Origin of the sequence: Pseudomonas sp. ok266 (assembly GCF_900110195.1) — a bacterium.
GTDB classification, from domain to species: domain Bacteria; phylum Pseudomonadota; class Gammaproteobacteria; order Pseudomonadales; family Pseudomonadaceae; genus Aquipseudomonas; species Aquipseudomonas neuropathica.
In genome coordinates, this window is sequence record NZ_FOCU01000007.1 from 370,004 (window position 1) to 387,180 (window position 17,177).

Annotated in this window: 15 protein-coding genes and 1 pseudogene; 3 read left to right on the top strand and 13 right to left on the bottom strand. The window is 58.6% G+C overall.

Annotation, left to right across the window (positions count from 1 at the left end; genetic code table 11):
- Nucleotides 1–91: 91 nt before the first annotated feature.
- The 8 genes and pseudogenes from BMY54_RS15625 to BMY54_RS15660 form a co-directional block, all read right to left on the bottom strand.
- Nucleotides 92–517 (bottom strand): GNAT family N-acetyltransferase, encoded by a 426-nt coding sequence (locus BMY54_RS15625; protein WP_093434279.1) that lies wholly within the window; start codon nucleotides 515–517, stop codon nucleotides 92–94.
- Nucleotides 510–1,679, bottom strand: coding sequence for a ribosomal protein uL16 3-hydroxylase (locus BMY54_RS15630; RefSeq protein WP_007920198.1), 1,170 nt, complete (start codon nucleotides 1,677–1,679; stop codon nucleotides 510–512). The genes BMY54_RS15625 and BMY54_RS15630 overlap by 8 nt, the downstream gene beginning before the upstream one ends.
- Before the next feature lie 86 nt (nucleotides 1,680–1,765).
- Entirely contained in the window at nucleotides 1,766–3,136 is a 1,371-nt protein-coding gene (gene purB, locus BMY54_RS15635) for an adenylosuccinate lyase (protein ID WP_003223822.1), read from the bottom strand.
- A 127-nt stretch (nucleotides 3,137–3,263) separates the two neighbouring features.
- Entirely contained in the window at nucleotides 3,264–3,887 is a 624-nt protein-coding gene (gene hflD / locus BMY54_RS15640) for a high frequency lysogenization protein HflD (RefSeq protein ID WP_016987411.1), read from the bottom strand.
- Nucleotides 3,884–5,008: a tRNA 2-thiouridine(34) synthase MnmA gene (gene mnmA, locus BMY54_RS15645; RefSeq protein WP_093434282.1), complete on the bottom strand. Its 1,125-nt coding sequence runs from the start codon at nucleotides 5,006–5,008 to the stop codon at nucleotides 3,884–3,886. The genes hflD and mnmA overlap by 4 nt, the downstream gene beginning before the upstream one ends.
- A 59-nt stretch (nucleotides 5,009–5,067) precedes the next feature.
- The gene (locus BMY54_RS15650; RefSeq protein ID WP_093434285.1) at nucleotides 5,068–5,514 is read right to left on the bottom strand and encodes an NUDIX hydrolase; all 447 of its coding nucleotides are present in this window, start codon (nucleotides 5,512–5,514) and stop codon (nucleotides 5,068–5,070) included.
- Between the two features lie 38 nt (nucleotides 5,515–5,552).
- Nucleotides 5,553–5,642, bottom strand: a pseudogene (locus BMY54_RS30925) (metal ABC transporter ATP-binding protein); the annotation flags it as partial.
- A 71-nt stretch (nucleotides 5,643–5,713) separates the two neighbouring features.
- On the bottom strand, nucleotides 5,714–7,939 hold the full coding sequence (locus BMY54_RS15660) for an NADP-dependent isocitrate dehydrogenase (protein WP_093434291.1): 2,226 nt from the start codon (nucleotides 7,937–7,939) through the stop codon (nucleotides 5,714–5,716).
- Between the two features lie 481 nt (nucleotides 7,940–8,420).
- Between BMY54_RS15660 and icd the strand changes: the two genes are divergently transcribed.
- Nucleotides 8,421–9,677: an NADP-dependent isocitrate dehydrogenase gene (icd, locus tag BMY54_RS15670; protein ID WP_007920207.1), complete on the top strand. Its 1,257-nt coding sequence runs from the start codon at nucleotides 8,421–8,423 to the stop codon at nucleotides 9,675–9,677.
- A gap of 86 nt (nucleotides 9,678–9,763) precedes the next feature.
- Here icd and BMY54_RS15675 read toward each other — a convergent pair whose 3' ends face one another.
- Nucleotides 9,764–10,069, bottom strand: a complete 306-nt coding sequence (locus tag BMY54_RS15675; RefSeq protein ID WP_093434375.1) for a cold shock domain-containing protein — start codon at nucleotides 10,067–10,069, stop codon at nucleotides 9,764–9,766.
- Between the two features lie 224 nt (nucleotides 10,070–10,293).
- Here BMY54_RS15675 and clpS point away from each other — a divergent pair, with 224 nt between their 5' ends.
- On the top strand, nucleotides 10,294–10,677 hold the full coding sequence (clpS, locus tag BMY54_RS15680) for an ATP-dependent Clp protease adapter ClpS (protein ID WP_016987405.1): 384 nt from the start codon (nucleotides 10,294–10,296) through the stop codon (nucleotides 10,675–10,677).
- Between the two features lie 30 nt (nucleotides 10,678–10,707).
- On the top strand, nucleotides 10,708–12,978 hold the full coding sequence (gene clpA / locus BMY54_RS15685; RefSeq protein ID WP_016987404.1) for an ATP-dependent Clp protease ATP-binding subunit ClpA: 2,271 nt from the start codon (nucleotides 10,708–10,710) through the stop codon (nucleotides 12,976–12,978).
- 1,112 nt (nucleotides 12,979–14,090) lie between these two features.
- Here the strand turns inward: clpA and infA are convergent.
- From infA to trxB, 4 genes are all read right to left on the bottom strand, one after another.
- Entirely contained in the window at nucleotides 14,091–14,309 is a 219-nt protein-coding gene (gene infA, locus BMY54_RS15690) for a translation initiation factor IF-1 (protein WP_002553999.1), read from the bottom strand.
- Nucleotides 14,310–14,421: 112 nt separating this feature from the next.
- Entirely contained in the window at nucleotides 14,422–15,129 is a 708-nt protein-coding gene (locus BMY54_RS15695; RefSeq protein ID WP_093434294.1) for an arginyltransferase, read from the bottom strand.
- 57 nt (nucleotides 15,130–15,186) lie between these two features.
- Nucleotides 15,187–15,867, bottom strand: coding sequence for a leucyl/phenylalanyl-tRNA--protein transferase (gene aat, locus BMY54_RS15700; protein ID WP_093434297.1), 681 nt, complete (start codon nucleotides 15,865–15,867; stop codon nucleotides 15,187–15,189).
- A 61-nt stretch (nucleotides 15,868–15,928) separates the two neighbouring features.
- On the bottom strand, nucleotides 15,929–16,888 hold the full coding sequence (gene trxB / locus BMY54_RS15705; protein WP_093434300.1) for a thioredoxin-disulfide reductase: 960 nt from the start codon (nucleotides 16,886–16,888) through the stop codon (nucleotides 15,929–15,931).
- Nucleotides 16,889–17,177 lie beyond the last annotated feature (289 nt).

Below are 17,177 nucleotides of genomic sequence, written 5' to 3' on the forward strand. Positions count from 1 at the left end.
GCCAGTGACGCTCTGCGTCACATGCCGCAAGGGACGCGGAGCGTCCCGAGAGGCATTCCCACGCAGAGCGTGGGAACGATCAGGGCAGAACTCAGGCCGAATGGCGAACCATGTCGACATGCGGAATCCCGGCTTCGAGGAATTCCTCGCTGATCAGGCTGAAGCCGAGGCGCTCATAGAACGCCGTGGCCTGCACCTGAGCGCTGAGCATTTGCTGCTTCAAGCCACGCGCTTCAGCTTCAGCGATGACTGCTTGCATCAGCGCATCACCCACCTTCATCCCGCGCCAGTCTTTCAGTACCGAAACGCGGCCAATGTGCCCGTCAGGCAGCAGGCGCGCAGTACCAATCGGAAAGTCGCCTTCAAACGCCAGAAAATGCACGGCGGTCGCATCGTCCGCGTCCCATTCCAGCTCAGGTGGCACCGATTGCTCGGCGATGAACACCGTTTCACGAATGCGCCGGATCTCGGCGATGTCCTTCTGCCAGTCTGCGACACGTACGCGAATCTTATTCATCGGCGAACCCCAGGCTCCCTTGCTTGACCAGCTGGCACAGCAGGCCGCAAGCGTCTTCGTCGTTCAGCCACTCACCGAGGTTGTCGGTGTGCAGGGCGTCGGCGGCGCAGATCAGCTTCAGCAGTTCGCGCAGCTTGCCCGGCAGGTAACGGCTCTGGCCGCTGGCAAACAGCAGCAGGTCGTCATCGACTTCCGACCAGGCCAGGCGTGCGCTCGGATTGCGGATCAGAATGGCGCCATCCTGCAGGGCAGCGAGGAAATCTTCTTCTTCGATTTCTTCCGGGCCGGCCACCAGTTCCGGGTAGCGCGGCTCGGTCATGTACTGGCCGAACCAGGTCAGCAGCAGGCGCTCGTCGCTCATGTGTTCGGCAAGCAGGGCTTTCAGGCGATCCAGTGCATCGTGCTGAATCTGGTGTGGATCGGCTGCAGGCTGTGCGTCGGCGTCGGTGTAGCGCTCTTCATCAGTCAGGAACTGGCTGAGGAAGTCGGTGAAGTGAGTCAGCACTTCGGAAGCGCTTGGTGCGCGGAAGCCGACCGAGTAGGTCATGCAGTTATCGACCGCGACACCGCAGTGCGCCAAGCGCGGCGGCAGGTAGAGCATGTCGCCCGGTTCCAGGACCCATTCTTCGGTCTCGTGGAATTCAGCGAGGATGCGCAGGTCCGCGTGTTGCAGCAGCGGGCTCTCGGAATCGCACATCTGGCCGATTTTCCAGTTGCGCTTGCCGTGGCCTTGCAGCAGGAACACGTCGTAGTTGTCGAAGTGCGGACCAACGCTGCCACCCGGAGCGGCGAAGCTGATCATCACGTCGTCCACGCGCCAGCTCGGCAGGAAACGGAAGTTTTCCAGCAGTTCGCTGACTTCCGGCACGAATTGGTCGACCGCTTGAACCAGCAGGGTCCACTCTTTTTCCGGCAGTTTGCTGAATTCGTCTTCTGCGAACGGGCCGCGACGCAGTTCCCATGGACGCTCGCCGTGCTCGATCACCAGGCGCGATTCGACTTCTTCTTCCAGGGCCAGGCCGGCCAGTTCGTCGGCGTCGATCGGGCTTTCGAAGTCAGGAATCGCCTGACGGATCAGCAGTGGCTTTTTCTGCCAGTAGTCGCGCAGGAATTCGCGTGCTGTGAGGCCGCCCAGAAGTTGAAGAGGAATATCGGAATTCATATGTAACCTATTGAAAAAAAGCACTTTTCAGACGGGAATAAAAACGCCCGGCGCGGCCGGGCGTCTCAAACGGATCAAGCGGTCGATCAGATGCGTTTGGCTTGCGCTACAGCGTTGCCGATGTAGTTGGCCGGGGTCAGTTGCTTGAGCTCGGCTTTCGCTTCGGCAGGCATGTCCAGGCCATCGATGAAAGTCTGCAACGCTTCAGGGCTGATGCCCTTGCCGCGGGTCAGTTCTTTCAGCTTCTCGTACGGGTTTTCGATGTTGTAGCGGCGCATCACGGTCTGGATCGGCTCAGCCAGCACTTCCCAGCAAGCGTCGAGGTCAGCGGCAATCTTCTGCTCGTTGAGCTCCAGTTTGCTGATGCCTTTGAGGCTGGCTTCGTACGCGATCACGCTGTGGGCGAAGCCGACACCGAGGTTACGCAGTACGGTGGAGTCGGTCAGGTCGCGCTGCCAGCGGGAGATCGGCAGTTTGCTCGCCAGGTGCTGGAACAGTGCGTTGGCGATGCCCAGGTTTCCTTCGGAGTTTTCGAAGTCGATCGGGTTGACCTTGTGCGGCATGGTCGACGAACCGATTTCGCCAGCGATGGTGCGCTGCTTGAAATAACCCAGGGAGATGTAGCCCCAGATGTCACGGTCGAAGTCGATCAGGATGGTGTTGAAGCGCGCGATCGCGTCGAACAGCTCGGCGATGTAGTCGTGCGGTTCGATCTGCGTGGTGTACGGGTTGAAGCCCAGGCCCAGCTCGTCTTCGATGAAGGCGCGGGCGTTGGCTTCCCAGTCGATCTGCGGGTAGGCCGACAGGTGTGCGTTGTAGTTACCGACAGCGCCGTTGATCTTGCCCAGCAGCGGCACGGCAGCGACTTGAGCGATCTGACGCTCGAGACGGTAAACCACGTTCGCCAGCTCTTTACCCAAAGTAGTCGGGGAGGCCGGTTGACCGTGGGTGCGCGACAGCATTGGCACGTCAGCGAAACGGATGGCCAGTTCGCGGATGGCGTTGGCGGTCTGGCGCATCAGCGGCAGCATCACGTCGTCACGGCCTTCGCGCAGCATCAGGGCGTGGGACAGGTTGTTGATGTCTTCACTGGTGCAGGCAAAGTGGATGAACTCGCTGACCTTGGCCAGCTCCGGCAGCTTGGCCGCCTGCTCTTTGAGCAGGTATTCGATCGCTTTGACGTCGTGGTTGGTGGTGCGCTCGATCTCTTTGACGCGCTCGGCGTGCTCCAGCGAGAAGTTTTCAGCCAGTTCATTGAGAACGGCGTTGGCCTCGGCGGAGAAGGCTGGCACTTCAGGGATACCAGCGTGGGCGGCCAGGCGCTGGAGCCAGCGCACTTCAACCAGAACACGGGCACGGATCAGGCCGTACTCGCTGAAAATCGGGCGCAGGGCCTGGGTTTTGCCGGCGTAGCGGCCGTCAACAGGGGAAACCGCAGTGAGCGAAGAAAGCTGCATGGGGTGTTCTCGGACAGTCGGGCAACGAAATGGGGCGCGTATCATACATGAAAAAATCCGCCGGTCCGTTGCCAACTGACCGGCGTATTACGCGTTACAGACTACAAAGCTTTTATTGCGCGGCGATTTACTCGCTGCGCATCAACGGATACAGCTCTTTGAGCAGCTTGCGCCGGCTGATCACCAACTGCCAGCGATGGCCGCCGAGCTGCCGCCACAGGCGCGCTGAACGAATGCCGGCGAGGAGCAGGGCGCGAATCTTCGAGGCGTTGCTTGGCTGCTGCAGATTGCGCATGTCGCCATGCACCTGAATGCGTTGGCGCAAGGTGCTCAGGGTGTCCTGGTACAGCGCGCCGCAAGCCGCGACCACGTTTTCGTGGGCCGGGCCGAAATGCTCGACTTGCGACTGGATCTGCGGCAAGCGCTTGCCGATGATGTCGAGCATGTCGTTGCGCTTGGCCAGTTGACGTTCCAGGCCGAGCATCGACAGGGCATAACGCAGCGGCTCGCGTTGCAGCGTGCTCGGGTCGCGTTCAAGGGCGCCAATCAGTGCACGGTAACCTTCGCGCAAATTGATGTCGTCGCCGCCGTACACGTCCAGCGTATCCTTCGGGTCGCGCACGAGCAGGCTGCCGAGCATGCAGCTCAGGCCGGCCTCGCTGGTCTGGCCGGTCTTGGCGATCCGGTCGACCAGCACGGCGGCGAGAAACACGCCGCCGAGCGCCGTCAGTTGCTCCTGAGTCGGGCTCATGCCTGGCCGCTCCACGGCTCGGCCACTTCGATCACGCCGCCACCGAGGCAGATTTCACCGTCGTAGAACACCACCGATTGGCCCGGCGTCACCGCGCGTTGCGGTTCATCGAACACGGCACGGTAGCCGTTGGCGGTTTTTTCCAAGGTGCAGGCTTGATCGCTCTGGCGATAACGCACTTTCGCGGTCAGGCGCAGCGGCTGGCTCAGGTCGATCGGGTTGACCCAATAGATTTCCGAAGCGAGCAGGGCGCTGGAAAACAGCCACGGATGGTTGTTGCCCTGGCCGACGATCAGCTCGTTGGTGTCGAGATCCTTGCGCAGCACGTACCAAGGCTCATCGCCGGCGTCTTTCAAACCGCCGATGCCCAGACCTTGGCGCTGACCGATGGTGTGGTACATCAAACCGTGGTGGCGGCCGATGACTTCGCCTTCGGTGGTTTTGATTTCGCCCGGTTGCGCCGGCAGGTATTGCTTGAGGAAGTCGCTGAAGCGCCGCTCGCCGATGAAGCAGATTCCGGTGGAGTCCTTTTTCTTGGCGGTGGCCAGCTCGTATTTCTCGGCAATGGCGCGCACTTCCGGCTTTTCCAGTTCGCCGACCGGGAACAGGGTCTTGGCGATCTGTTCGCCGCCAACGGCGTGCAGGAAGTAGCTCTGATCCTTGTTCGGATCGAGGCCTTTGAGCAGTTCGGTGCGGCCATCGATGTCGCGGCGGCGCACGTAGTGACCGGTGGCGATCAGGTCGGCGCCGAGCATCATGGCGTAGTCGAGAAACGCCTTGAACTTGATCTCGCGGTTGCAGAGGATGTCCGGGTTCGGCGTACGGCCGGCCTTGTATTCGGCGAGGAAATGCTCGAACACGTTGTCCCAGTACTCGGCGGCGAAGTTGGCAGTGTGCAGCTTGATGCCGATCTTGTCGCAGACAGCCTGAGCATCCGCCAGGTCGTCCATGGCGGTGCAGTATTCCGTTCCGTCGTCTTCTTCCCAGTTCTTCATGAACAGGCCTTCCACTTCAAAGCCCTGCTCGATCAGCAGGAGAGCGGAAACGGAAGAGTCCACGCCGCCGGACATGCCGACAATGACGCGCTTCTTGGATGTGTCAGAAGGGGCTGGATCACGCATAGGGATTCAATGAGTGTCTTGAAAAAGGACGCGATTCTAGCAGGCTCGCGGCCTCAAGGCTAAAGAGAAGGGCGGATCAGTTCGAGGCTGAAGTGATGGCCGGCCAGATAATCGTCGATGCAACGGATGATCAGCTCGCTGCGCCAGTTGTCGCGTTGAGCCATTAATTCGTCACGGGTCAGCCACTTGGCGCCGACGATGCCGTCATCGAGCTGGTAGTCGGGGTGGTGTTGCACGGCTTTGGCGCTGAAGCATACGCGCTGGTAAGTCACGCCGTTGCTCGGTGCGGTGTACAAGTAAATGCCGATCACGCCGGTAGGTTCGACGTCCCAGCCGGTTTCTTCGAGGGTCTCGCGCACGGCGGCGTCGATCAGGGTTTCGTCCGGGTCGAGATGGCCGGCGGGCTGGTTGAGCACGTTACGCCCAGCCTTGTGTTCCTCGACCATCAGGAAGCGGCCGTTGTCCTCGACGATGGTGGCGACGGTGATGTGGGGGAGCCATTCCATAAAACCTTCCTCAATCTATTGGTTGAAACCCATTCCCATTGTGGGAGCGAGCTTGCTCGCGAATGCGGTTTATCATTCAACATTTTCGTTGACTGACTCGCCGCCTTCGCGAGCAAGCTCGCTCCCACAGGGGAAGTGTCAACTCTGAAAGCACAAACCCCGGCACGAGGCCGGGGTTTGTGATGTTCCCTTTACAACCTTAAACCAGCGCAGCAATCGCCGTGTTGAGAGTTGCGCTTGGGCGCATGGCCTTGCTGATCAGCTCGGCATTGGCGTGGTAGTAACCGCCGATGTCGACTGGCTTGCCCTGAACGGCGTTGAGCTCGGCAACGATGGTTGCTTCGTTCTCGGTCAGAGTCTTGGCCAGAGTCGCGAACTGCGCTTGCAGTGCAGCGTCTTCAGTCTGGGCAGCCAGGGCCTGGGCCCAGTACATCGCCAGATAGAAGTGGCTGCCGCGGTTGTCGATGTTGCCGACTTTGCGCGATGGCGACTTGTTGTTGTCGAGGAACTGGCCGGTGGCCTGATCCAGGGTTTTCGACAGCACCAAGGCTTTCGGGTTGTTGTAGTTCACACCCAGGTGCTCAAGGGACGCTGCCAGTGCGAGGAACTCGCCCAGCGAATCCCAGCGCAGGAAGTTCTCTTCAACCAGTTGCTGCACGTGCTTCGGTGCCGAACCGCCGGCGCCGGTTTCGAACAGGCCACCGCCGTTCATCAGCGGCACGATCGACAGCATCTTGGCGCTGGTGCCCAGTTCCATGATCGGGAACAGGTCGGTCAGGTAGTCGCGCAGTACGTTGCCGGTCACCGAAATGGTGTCCTTGCCTTCGCGGGTGCGCTGCAGGGTGTACTTCATGGCGTCGACCGGCGCCATGATCTGGATGTCCAGACCGGTGGTGTCGTGATCCTTCAGGTAAGCCTGAACTTTCTCGATCACTACGCCATCGTGAGCGCGCATCGGGTCCAGCCAGAAGATCGCTGGCGTGCTGCTCGCGCGAGCACGGTTGACGGCCAGTTTGACCCAGTCCTGGATCGGCGCGTCTTTGGTCTGGCACATGCGGAAGATGTCGCCGGCTTCAACAGCCTGTTCCATCAGCAGGTTGCCCTTGCTGTCGGTGACGCGAACCACGCCGTCAGCCTTGATCTGGAAGGTCTTGTCGTGCGAGCCGTACTCTTCGGCTTTCTTCGCCATCAGGCCAACGTTTGGCACGCTGCCCATGGTGGTTGGGTCGAAGGCGCCATTGGCTTTGCAATCTTCGATCACAGCCTGGTAGATGGTCGCGTAGCAACGATCCGGGATCACCGCCTTGGTGTCGTGCAGTTGACCGTCGGTGCCCCACATTTTGCCGGAGTCACGGATCATTGCCGGCATTGAGGCGTCGACGATCACGTCGCTCGGCACGTGCAGGTTGGTGATGCCTTTGTCGGAGTTGACCATCGCCAGCGATGGACGAGCAGCGTAGACGGCGGCCATGTCAGCTTCGATCTGTGCTTGCTGCTCAGCCGGCAGGGCTTTGATGCGCGCGTACAGATCGCCGATGCCGTTGTTCAGGTTGAAGCCGATCTCGGCCAGCACGTCAGCGTGCTTGGTCAGGGCGTCTTTATAGAACTCGGCAACGATCTGGCCGAACATGATCGGGTCGGAGACCTTCATCATGGTTGCTTTCAAGTGAACCGAAAGCAGCACGCCTTGGGCCTTGGCGCTTTCGATTTCAGCAGCGATGAACGCGCGCAGGGCGTTTTTGCTCATCACGGCGCAGTCGAGGATCTCGCCAGCCTGAACGGTGGTTTTTTCTTTCAGAACGGTAGCGGTACCGTCCTTGGCGATCAGCTCGATCTTCACGGCGTCAGCGGCGTCGATCAGGGCAGCTTTTTCGCTGCCGTAGAAATCGCCGGTGCTCATGTGAGCGACGTGGGATTTGGAGTCTTTGGCCCAGGCGCCCATTTTGTGTGGGTGCTTGCGCGCGTAGTTCTTCACCGACAGCGGTGCACGACGGTCGGAGTTGCCTTCACGCAGAACCGGGTTCACGGCGCTGCCCTTGACCTTGTCGTAACGCGCCTTGGCATCTTTGTCGGCGTCGCTGGTCACGGTTTCCGGGTAGTCCGGCAGGTTGTAACCCTGAGCTTGCAGCTCTTTGATCGCGGCTTGCAGCTGTGGCACCGAAGCGCTGATGTTCGGCAGCTTGATGATGTTGGCTTCAGGCGTAACGGCCAGGTCGCCCAGTTCGGCGAGGTGGTCGGCTACGGCTTTGTCGCCCAGTTGCTCGGGGAAGCTGGCCAGAATACGTGCTGCAAGAGAGATATCGCGGGTTTCCACGGCGATATCGGCCGAGGCGGTGTAAGCCTCGATGATCGGCAGCAGGGAATAGGTGGCGAGGGCTGGAGCTTCGTCGGTGAAGGTATAGATGATCTTCGAGCGGGTGGGCATATTCGGATTAACTCTCTCTTCTTTGCTAAAGCGTGCGCAGAAACTCGAGGGGCGCCGGGTAAGCGCGTTCGTTCAAAGTCATCCATGAACCGAATGTCGAGATTCTTCGCGGTGATGTTGGGTGCATCAGTAGAGCGTCAAGCAGTCGGACTGCGGTAACAACCCGACCAATCAGGCGGAAAGTCTCGTGCTAGAGAGGCCAGCCGTCGTGACCCTGTGGTCAGCGGGCGGCATTATACATAGGTAGCTGGCAATCTGCCGATGGTTCATATGCAACGATTCTCGTCCATTGGTCTAAAGGTCGCAGGGCGGGGTCGGGCGTAGAGTCGTCGCGAATGCTTGAGTTTGGCGCTTTTCCCTTTGCTTTCAGGCTTGTACGAAACGAGATGTAGGCGCGCCACGAACAGAGGGTTTGCGTGTTGATTTAACTGGGTTACGCTCGGACCAAGCCAGATGTTCAATCCAAACAATGGAGTTCAGCATGGGTTACAAGAAGATTCAGGTTCCAGCCGTCGGCGACAAAATCACCGTCAATGCAGACCATTCTCTCAATGTTCCTGATAACCCGATCATCCCCTTCATCGAAGGTGACGGCATTGGTGTCGACATCAGCCCGGTGATGATCAAGGTTGTCGATGCTGCAGTTCAAAAGGCATACGGCGGTAAACGCAAGATTTCCTGGATGGAAGTCTACGCCGGGGAAAAAGCCACTCAGGTTTATGATCAGGACACCTGGTTGCCTCAGGAAACTCTCGATGCCGTCAAGGATTACGTGGTTTCCATCAAAGGCCCGCTGACCACCCCGGTCGGTGGCGGCATCCGCTCGCTGAACGTGGCCCTGCGTCAGCAACTCGACCTGTACGTCTGCCTGCGCCCGGTGCGCTGGTTCGAAGGCGTGCCAAGCCCGGTGAAAAAGCCCGGCGACGTCGACATGACCATTTTTCGCGAGAACTCCGAAGACATCTATGCGGGCATTGAGTGGAAGGCCGGTTCGCCGGAAGCCACCAAAGTCATCAAATTCCTTAAAGAAGAAATGGGCGTTACCAAGATCCGTTTCGACGAAAACTGCGGCATCGGCGTCAAGCCGGTTTCGCTGGAAGGCACCAAGCGTCTGGCGCGCAAGGCCCTGCAATATGTGGTCGATAACGACCGCGATTCGCTGACCATCGTGCACAAAGGCAACATCATGAAGTTCACCGAAGGTGCCTTCAAAGAGTGGGCCTACGAAGTGGCCGCTGAAGAATTCGGCGCGACTCTGCTCGACGGCGGTCCGTGGATGCAGTTCAAAAACCCGAAAACCGGCAAGAACGTTGTGGTCAAAGATGCCATCGCCGACGCCATGCTCCAGCAGATCCTGCTGCGCCCGGCCGAATACGATGTGATCGCGACCCTGAACCTGAACGGCGACTACCTCTCCGACGCCCTGGCGGCGGAAGTGGGCGGTATCGGCATCGCGCCGGGCGCCAACCTGTCCGACACCGTGGCGATGTTCGAGGCCACCCACGGTACTGCGCCGAAGTACGCCGGCAAGGATCAGGTCAACCCGGGTTCGCTGATTCTCTCTGCAGAGATGATGCTGCGCCACATGGGCTGGACCGAAGCGGCGGATCTGATCATCAAGGGCACCAACGGCGCTATTTCGGCCAAGACTGTGACCTATGACTTCGAGCGTCTGATGGACGGGGCCAAACTGGTTTCGTCTTCGGGCTTCGGCGATGCGCTGATTTCGCATATGTAAAACGCGGGCACATAAAAACCGCCTGATTCTTCATTGAGTCAGGCGGTTTTTTATTGCTTGGGGTATTCAGGTGAAGATCAGTCACCTCACGCTTTGGCAGTTGCGGCGGCGGCAGCAGCGGCAGCGCCAAAAGCAGCACTCTCAGCGGGGCTGGATGGTTCAATGACGACGTTTGTGATTTTTAGGGCATGCAGCCCCTTGGGGCCTTGAACAATCTCAAAACTCACCAGTTGTCCAGCCTTGAGGGTTCTATACCCGTCCATCTGAATGGCGGAGTAGTGCGCAAAGAAATCAATCTCTTTTCCGTCTTCATCGCGGCCTTCGCGGGCGTCGGTATTGATAAAGCCGAATCCCTTGGCATTGTTGAACCATTTCACCTTGCCGACAGCCATGCTCAAATCCCTCTGCAACAGACTCCATCGCTGGAGTATCATCCAATTCATCCGCAATCTTATTCGTTAAAAGAATTGACTCCGCGGATCTTTTTTACCCACTGTGGGTTCTATTGGTTGTAACACCGTTTTCCCGATAGTCAAGGTGACCGGGCAGTCGGAGTTGAAAACGTGGACAGCCGCCCCCACCACTGTATTTGCACAACTGACGAACCTTTCTTTCCATGCATGCAATCAGCCAGATTCGACTAACATTCAATCAGGATCGCCCGCTTCTCCAAAAGGATCTTCCAGAGGAGCACGACGACGATTCGGCAGGCGTTGCTGTTCAGGAAGCAAAGCCTGCGTTACAGGCGCCGCCGATGTACAAGGTGGTTTTGTTTAATGATGACTACACACCGATGGATTTCGTCGTCGAAGTGCTCGAGGTGTTTTTTAACCTGAATCGCGAGCTGGCGACCAAGGTCATGCTGGCCGTCCACACAGAAGGGCGGGCAGTATGTGGAGTGTTTACCCGCGACATCGCCGAGACAAAGGCCATGCAGGTCAACCAGTACGCCAGGGAAAGCCAGCATCCGCTACTCTGTGAAATCGAGAAGGACGGTTAATCGCCGACCACTTGGGTATGAGGTGAAGCTATGTTAAACCGCGAGCTCGAAGTCACCCTCAATCTAGCCTTCAAGGAGGCTCGTTCGAAACGTCATGAATTCATGACCGTCGAACACCTTTTGCTGGCCCTATTGGACAATGAGGCTGCCGCCACCGTTTTGCGTGCCTGTGGCGCAAACCTCGACAAACTCAAGCATGACCTGCAGGAGTTCATCGACTCCACCACGCCATTGATCCCCGTTCATGACGAAGATCGTGAAACCCAGCCAACCCTGGGCTTCCAGCGTGTACTGCAACGTGCTGTTTTCCACGTACAGAGCTCGGGCAAACGCGAAGTGACTGGCGCCAACGTGCTGGTCGCAATCTTCAGTGAGCAAGAGAGTCAGGCAGTGTTCCTGCTGAAACAGCAGAGCGTTGCGCGCATCGATGTCGTCAATTACATCGCTCATGGCATATCCAAAGTGCCGGGGCATGGCGATCACTCTGAAGGTGAACAAGATATGCAGGACGACGAGGGCGGTGAGTCTTCTTCTTCAGGCAATCCTCTGGATGCTTATGCCAGCAACCTCAACGAACTCGCGCGCCAGGGTCGTATCGATCCGCTGGTCGGCCGTGAGTCGGAAGTCGAGCGTGTCGCGCAGATTCTCGCGCGCCGGCGCAAAAACAATCCACTGCTGGTAGGCGAGGCGGGCGTGGGTAAAACCGCGATTGCCGAAGGCCTGGCCAAGCGCATTGTTGATAATCAGGTGCCGGACCTGCTGGCCAACAGCGTTGTTTACTCGCTCGACCTTGGCGCTCTGCTCGCGGGCACCAAGTATCGAGGTGATTTCGAGAAGCGCTTCAAGGCGCTGCTCAACGAACTGAAAAAACGTCCGCAGGCGATCCTGTTCATCGACGAAATCCACACCATCATCGGTGCCGGCGCTGCTTCCGGTGGCGTGATGGATGCTTCGAACCTGCTCAAGCCGCTGCTGTCGTCTGGCGACATTCGCTGCATCGGCTCGACCACGTTCCAGGAATTTCGTGGCATCTTCGAGAAGGACCGTGCCCTGGCGCGTCGCTTCCAGAAGGTCGATGTCGTCGAGCCGTCGGTGGAAGACACCATCGGTATCCTGCGCGGCCTGAAAGGGCGTTTCGAGCAGCACCACAACATCGAATACAGCGATGAGTCGTTGCGCGCCGCTGCTGAGCTGGCATCGCGCTACATCAATGACCGGCACATGCCGGACAAGGCCATCGACGTGATCGACGAGGCGGGCGCCTATCAGCGTCTGCAACCGGTCGAAAAACGCGTGAAGCGCATCGAAGTGCCACAGGTCGAAGACATCGTGGCGAAAATCGCACGGATTCCACCGAAGCACGTCACCAGTTCCGACAAGGAGCTGCTGCGTAACCTGGAGCGTGACCTGAAGCTGACGGTGTTTGGTCAGGACGCGGCGATCGATTCGCTGTCGACCGCGATCAAGCTGTCGCGTGCCGGGCTTAAATCACCCGACAAGCCAGTCGGTTCGTTCCTGTTCGCAGGCCCGACCGGTGTTGGTAAAACCGAGGCTGCGCGGCAATTGGCCAAGGCCTTGGGGATCGAGCTGGTTCGCTTCGACATGTCCGAATACATGGAGCGTCACACCGTATCGCGTCTGATCGGTGCGCCTCCTGGGTATGTTGGTTTCGATCAGGGCGGTCTGTTGACCGAGGCGATCACCAAGCAGCCGCATTGCGTATTGCTCCTTGATGAAATCGAGAAGGCGCATCCGGAAGTCTTCAACCTGCTGTTGCAAGTGATGGATCACGGTACGCTGACCGACAACAACGGGCGCAAGGCGGACTTCCGCAACGTGATTGTGATCATGACCACCAACGCTGGTGCCGAAACAGCGGCGCGTGCTTCGATCGGTTTCACCCATCAGGACCACTCGTCTGATGCGATGGAAGTGATCAAGAAGAGCTTTACGCCGGAGTTCCGTAACCGTCTGGACACCATTATCCAGTTTGGTCGCCTTAGTCATGAGGTCATCAAAAGTGTGGTGGACAAGTTCCTTACCGAGCTTCAGGCGCAGTTGGAAGACAAGCGTGTGTTGCTTGAGGTCACTGATGCTGCGCGTAGTTGGCTGGCGGCGGGTGGTTATGACTCGGCGATGGGTGCGCGTCCGATGGCTCGTCTGATCCAGGACAAGATCAAGCGTCCGTTGGCGGAGGAGATTCTGTTTGGCGAGCTGGCCGAGCATGGCGGTGTGGTGCACATCGACATCAAGGATGGTGAGTTGACGTTTGACTTCGAGACCACTGCAGAAATGGCCTGACGGCCTTGGATCAAGAGGGCGCCTTCGGGCGCCTTTTTGTTATTTGTCGTTTGGGGTTTTTGGGTGAATATCCGTTGCTGCGGTGATGGCTTATTACGGTTTCGCCCTTACGGCGACTCACTTTTTTACAAGCGCCTAAAAAAGTAAGCAAAAAACGCTTGCTCCTACGTGCGGCCCGCTCGCTGGGGCTCGGGGTTCCTTCGCTGCGGGATCGATCCGGGCGCAGCGCCTACGGTTTGCTTCGCTGCACCTCCTCTCGCTGTGTTTGGCTGCGCCAAACGGTCGCTGCGCTCCCACGCCCGGATCAATCCCTCCACTCAGCCTTCCGACGTCGCCTTACAGATCAAAAGCCGCAGCCGAGCTAACGCTCATCCTGTTGAGTGGTGAGGAGCAACAGCGTGTTCGGCTTTGGGTTGGTGTTGGATTCACCCCTCACCCCAGCCCTCTCCCGAGGGAGAGGGAGCCGATGGTGGGCCTCTCAAAATTTGCGTTCAACTCGGACTTTCACGTCGGCGTAACTCTCCCAAACACCTCGGTCAGTCCCCTCTCCCTCTGGGAGAGGGTTAGGGTGAGGGGCTTTTGATCTGTTCCAGAATCTGAGTTCGACTCGGTATTTCAAGTCGGCGTAGCTCTCCCAAACACCTCAATCAGTCCCCTCTCCCTACGGGCGGTCCGACGTTTCGGGAGGGCTAGGGTGAGGGGCTTTTGATCTGGCTTTTGATCTGGCTTTTGATCTTGCTTTGGCTTTTGATTTTTTGCCCCATCGGCAGGCCGAGCGTAGGTGTTCATCCGGGGGTTAGGCGCGCAGCGCCGTGCGGCGTAGCCGCATACATCGAGAGGAGGTGCAGCGAAGCAAACCGTAGGCGATGCCCCCGGATGGACACCGTAGCGAGGGAACACTGAGCCTCAGCGAAGTGCCGTACGCCGGGGCAAAGCCTTTTGGGTTACCTTTTCGGCGTTTGGAAAAGGTGACTCGCTGTAAGAGCGAAACCGCCAGAGGCCGCACCCAAAAAAACGGATATGCCCCCAAACCCCCAAACCCCCAAACCCAAAAACCCAAAACGCACATACAAAAACGCCCGGCATAAACCGGGCGTTCTGTATTGACTTGATTAACGAGCGCGGTAAGTGATGCGCCCTTTGCTCAAGTCATAGGGCGTCAGCTCGACGCGCACTTTGTCACCGGTAAGAATACGAATGTAGTTCTTGCGCATCTTGCCGGAAATATGCGCGGTTACGACGTGCCCATTTTCCAACTCCACACGAAACATGGTGTTGGGCAGGGTGTCGACGACAGTGCCTTCCATTTCGAAGCTGTCTTCTTTCGACATGCAGTAAAGCCCTCGGTATCCAATGAATGGCCCGGTGCAACTGCGCCAGGCAAAAGCGGCGTGCATTGTGCCCGAAAAATGGGGTTTACGCCAAGGGGTTTACGGCTTGGGTTTAGTTGAGGATCACCCAGCGCTGATTAATCAGCAATTCGATGGGGCGATATTGCGTCTTGTAGTTCATCTTTTTGCAGTTCTTGATCCAGTAACCGAGGTAGACCGCCTCAAGCCCGAGGCGCTGGCTCTCGGCGATTTGCCAGAGGATGGCAAATCGGCCAAGGCTGCGGCGTTCTTCGGCGGGTTCGTAGAAGGTGTACACGGCTGACAAACCGTTGGGCAGCAAATCGGTGACCGCCACGGCGAGCAACCGTCCGTCGAGTCGGAACTCGTAAAAGCGCGAGAACGGCAAGTCGCGGACCAGAAACGTCGCGAACTGATCACGGCTCGGCGGGTACATGTCGCCGTCTGCGTGGCGCTGTTCGATGTAACGCTGATAAAGATCGAAATATTCTTCGCTGAATTGCGGTTTGGCCGGGCGCACCTGCAAATCCGTATTGCGCTTGAGAATCCGCTTCTGCTGACGATTGGGCATGAACTGCGCCACGGGAATGCGCGCAGGCACGCACGCATTGCAGTTCTGGCAATGCGGACGGTACAGATGATCGCCGCTGCGACGAAAGCCCATTTCCGACAGGTCTGCGTAGACATGCACATCCATGGGCTGACTCGGATCGAGAAACAGGGTCGTGGCCTGCTCCTCGGGCAGATAACTGCAAGAGTGAGGCTGAGTGGCATAGAACTTCAATCGCGCCAACTCGGTCATGATCAACCCTCGGGATAAGCTGGTAAATTAAGTGTAAGCCACGCGCGCAAAAGTCGCTCAGCAAACCCAGGTGGCACGATTGGGTTGGTCCAGATGGCGGGCCAGATAGTCGGCGAATTCCTGGCGGGGAATGGCTCTGGCGCCGAGGCTGTGCAGATGATCGGTCGGCATCTGGCAATCGATTAGCACGAATCCCGAGTCTTTCAGATGCCGCACCAGGGTCGCAAAGCCGAATTTCGAGGCATTGTCGGCGCGGCTGAACATCGATTCACCAAAAAACAATTGGCCCATCGCCAGGCCGTACAGGCCACCGACCAGTTCGCCCTGATCCCAGACCTCCACCGAATGCGCGAAGCCGCGACGATGCAGTTCGACATAGGCGTCCTGCATCGCCTCGGTGATCCAGGTGCCATCGGCGTAATCCCGTGGTGCGGCACAGGCGCGGATCACGGCATCGAAATCCTGATCGAAGGTGACTTGATAGCGTTCCTGACGCAGCAGTTTGCCGAGGCTGCGCGAGACATGCAGTTCGTCGGGAAATAAGACGGTGCGCGGATCCGGCGACCACCAGAGAATCGGCTGACCCTCGGAAAACCATGGAAAGCAGCCATGGCGATAAGCTTGAATCAGCCGGTCGGCCGACAAATCGCCACCCGCAGCCAGCAATCCGTTGGGGTCGCGCATGGCCTTTTCCAGTGGCGGAAAAGTCAGGGAATTACGTTGTAACCAAGTCAGCATGGCATCCAGGCTTACAGAAGGGGAGGGCGGTGGGGCGTCTGGCCCGCGATAAAGTGTGCCGTTAAATGACAGGAATGTCGTCCAGATACTTCTCGGCATCCAGTGCGGCCATACACCCGGCACCGGCTGACGTTACCGCCTGGCGGTAAACGTGGTCAGCCACGTCACCGGCGGCAAATACCCCGGGAATCTCGGTGGCGGTGGCGTCGCCGTCGCTGCCGCCCTTGACCCGCAAGTAGCCGTCGCGCATCGGCAACTGGCCTTGGAACAGGTCGGTGTTGGGCTTGTGACCAATGGCAATGAATACGCCGGCCAACGCCAGTTCGCGGGTTTCGCCGGTATGACTGTCCCGCAGTCGCGCGCCGGTGACGCCGCTGGCATCGCCGAGCACTTCGTCGAGATTCTGGTTCCAGTGCAGGCGCACGTTGCCGTTCGCAGCTTTCTCGAACAGTTTGTCCTGAAGGATTTTCTCCGAACGCAGTTTGTCGCGACGATGGATCAGGTGCACCTCTCTGGCGATGTTCGACAGGTAAAGTGCCTCCTCAACCGCCGTATTGCCGCCGCCGACTACGGCGACCACCTGATTGCGATAGAAGAAGCCGTCACAGGTCGCACAGGCGGAAACGCCTTTGCCGGCGAAGGCTTCTTCCGAGGGCAAGCCCAGATACTGCGCCGAGGCGCCGGTGGCAATGATCAGTGCGTCGCAGGTGTAAGTGCCGCTGTCGCCGATAAGCTCGAACGGGCGCTGCTGCAACTTGGCGGTGTGGATGTGGTCGTAAACGATCTCTGTGGCAAAGCGTTCGGCGTGTTTCTGCATGCGCTCCATCAGCACCGGCCCGGTGAGGCCTTCGACGTCACCGGGCCAGTTGTCGACCTCGACGGTGGTGGTGAGCTGGCCACCGGCCTGCAGGCCGGTGATGACCACGGGTTTGAGGTTGGCGCGGGCGGCATACACGGCAGCGCTGTAACCGGCCGGGCCGGAGCCGAGGATGATCAGGCGTGAATGCTTCGCTACGTTCATCAAATAGACCTCATAAGCCTTTGTCACAAAAGGTAATGCATGCTCAAATTGAGTCTCGGCTTGTGTGTGCTTGACTATGCTCGATCCTGGGGCTTGAAGCATGGCATCGCACGCACAAACCCGTACAATGCCGGGCTGTTACAGAATGTTCGCCGTGCGCTGTATTTATAAAAGCGGCAGCACAGTGTTAAAAGTAGTCTCAGTTGCGCTCGTTCACTTTTTTACCTGCCTGGATTGGGCAGTTTTTATCGTCATTCAATAGATGGACGCGCCTTGGGCGCAGGAAAAG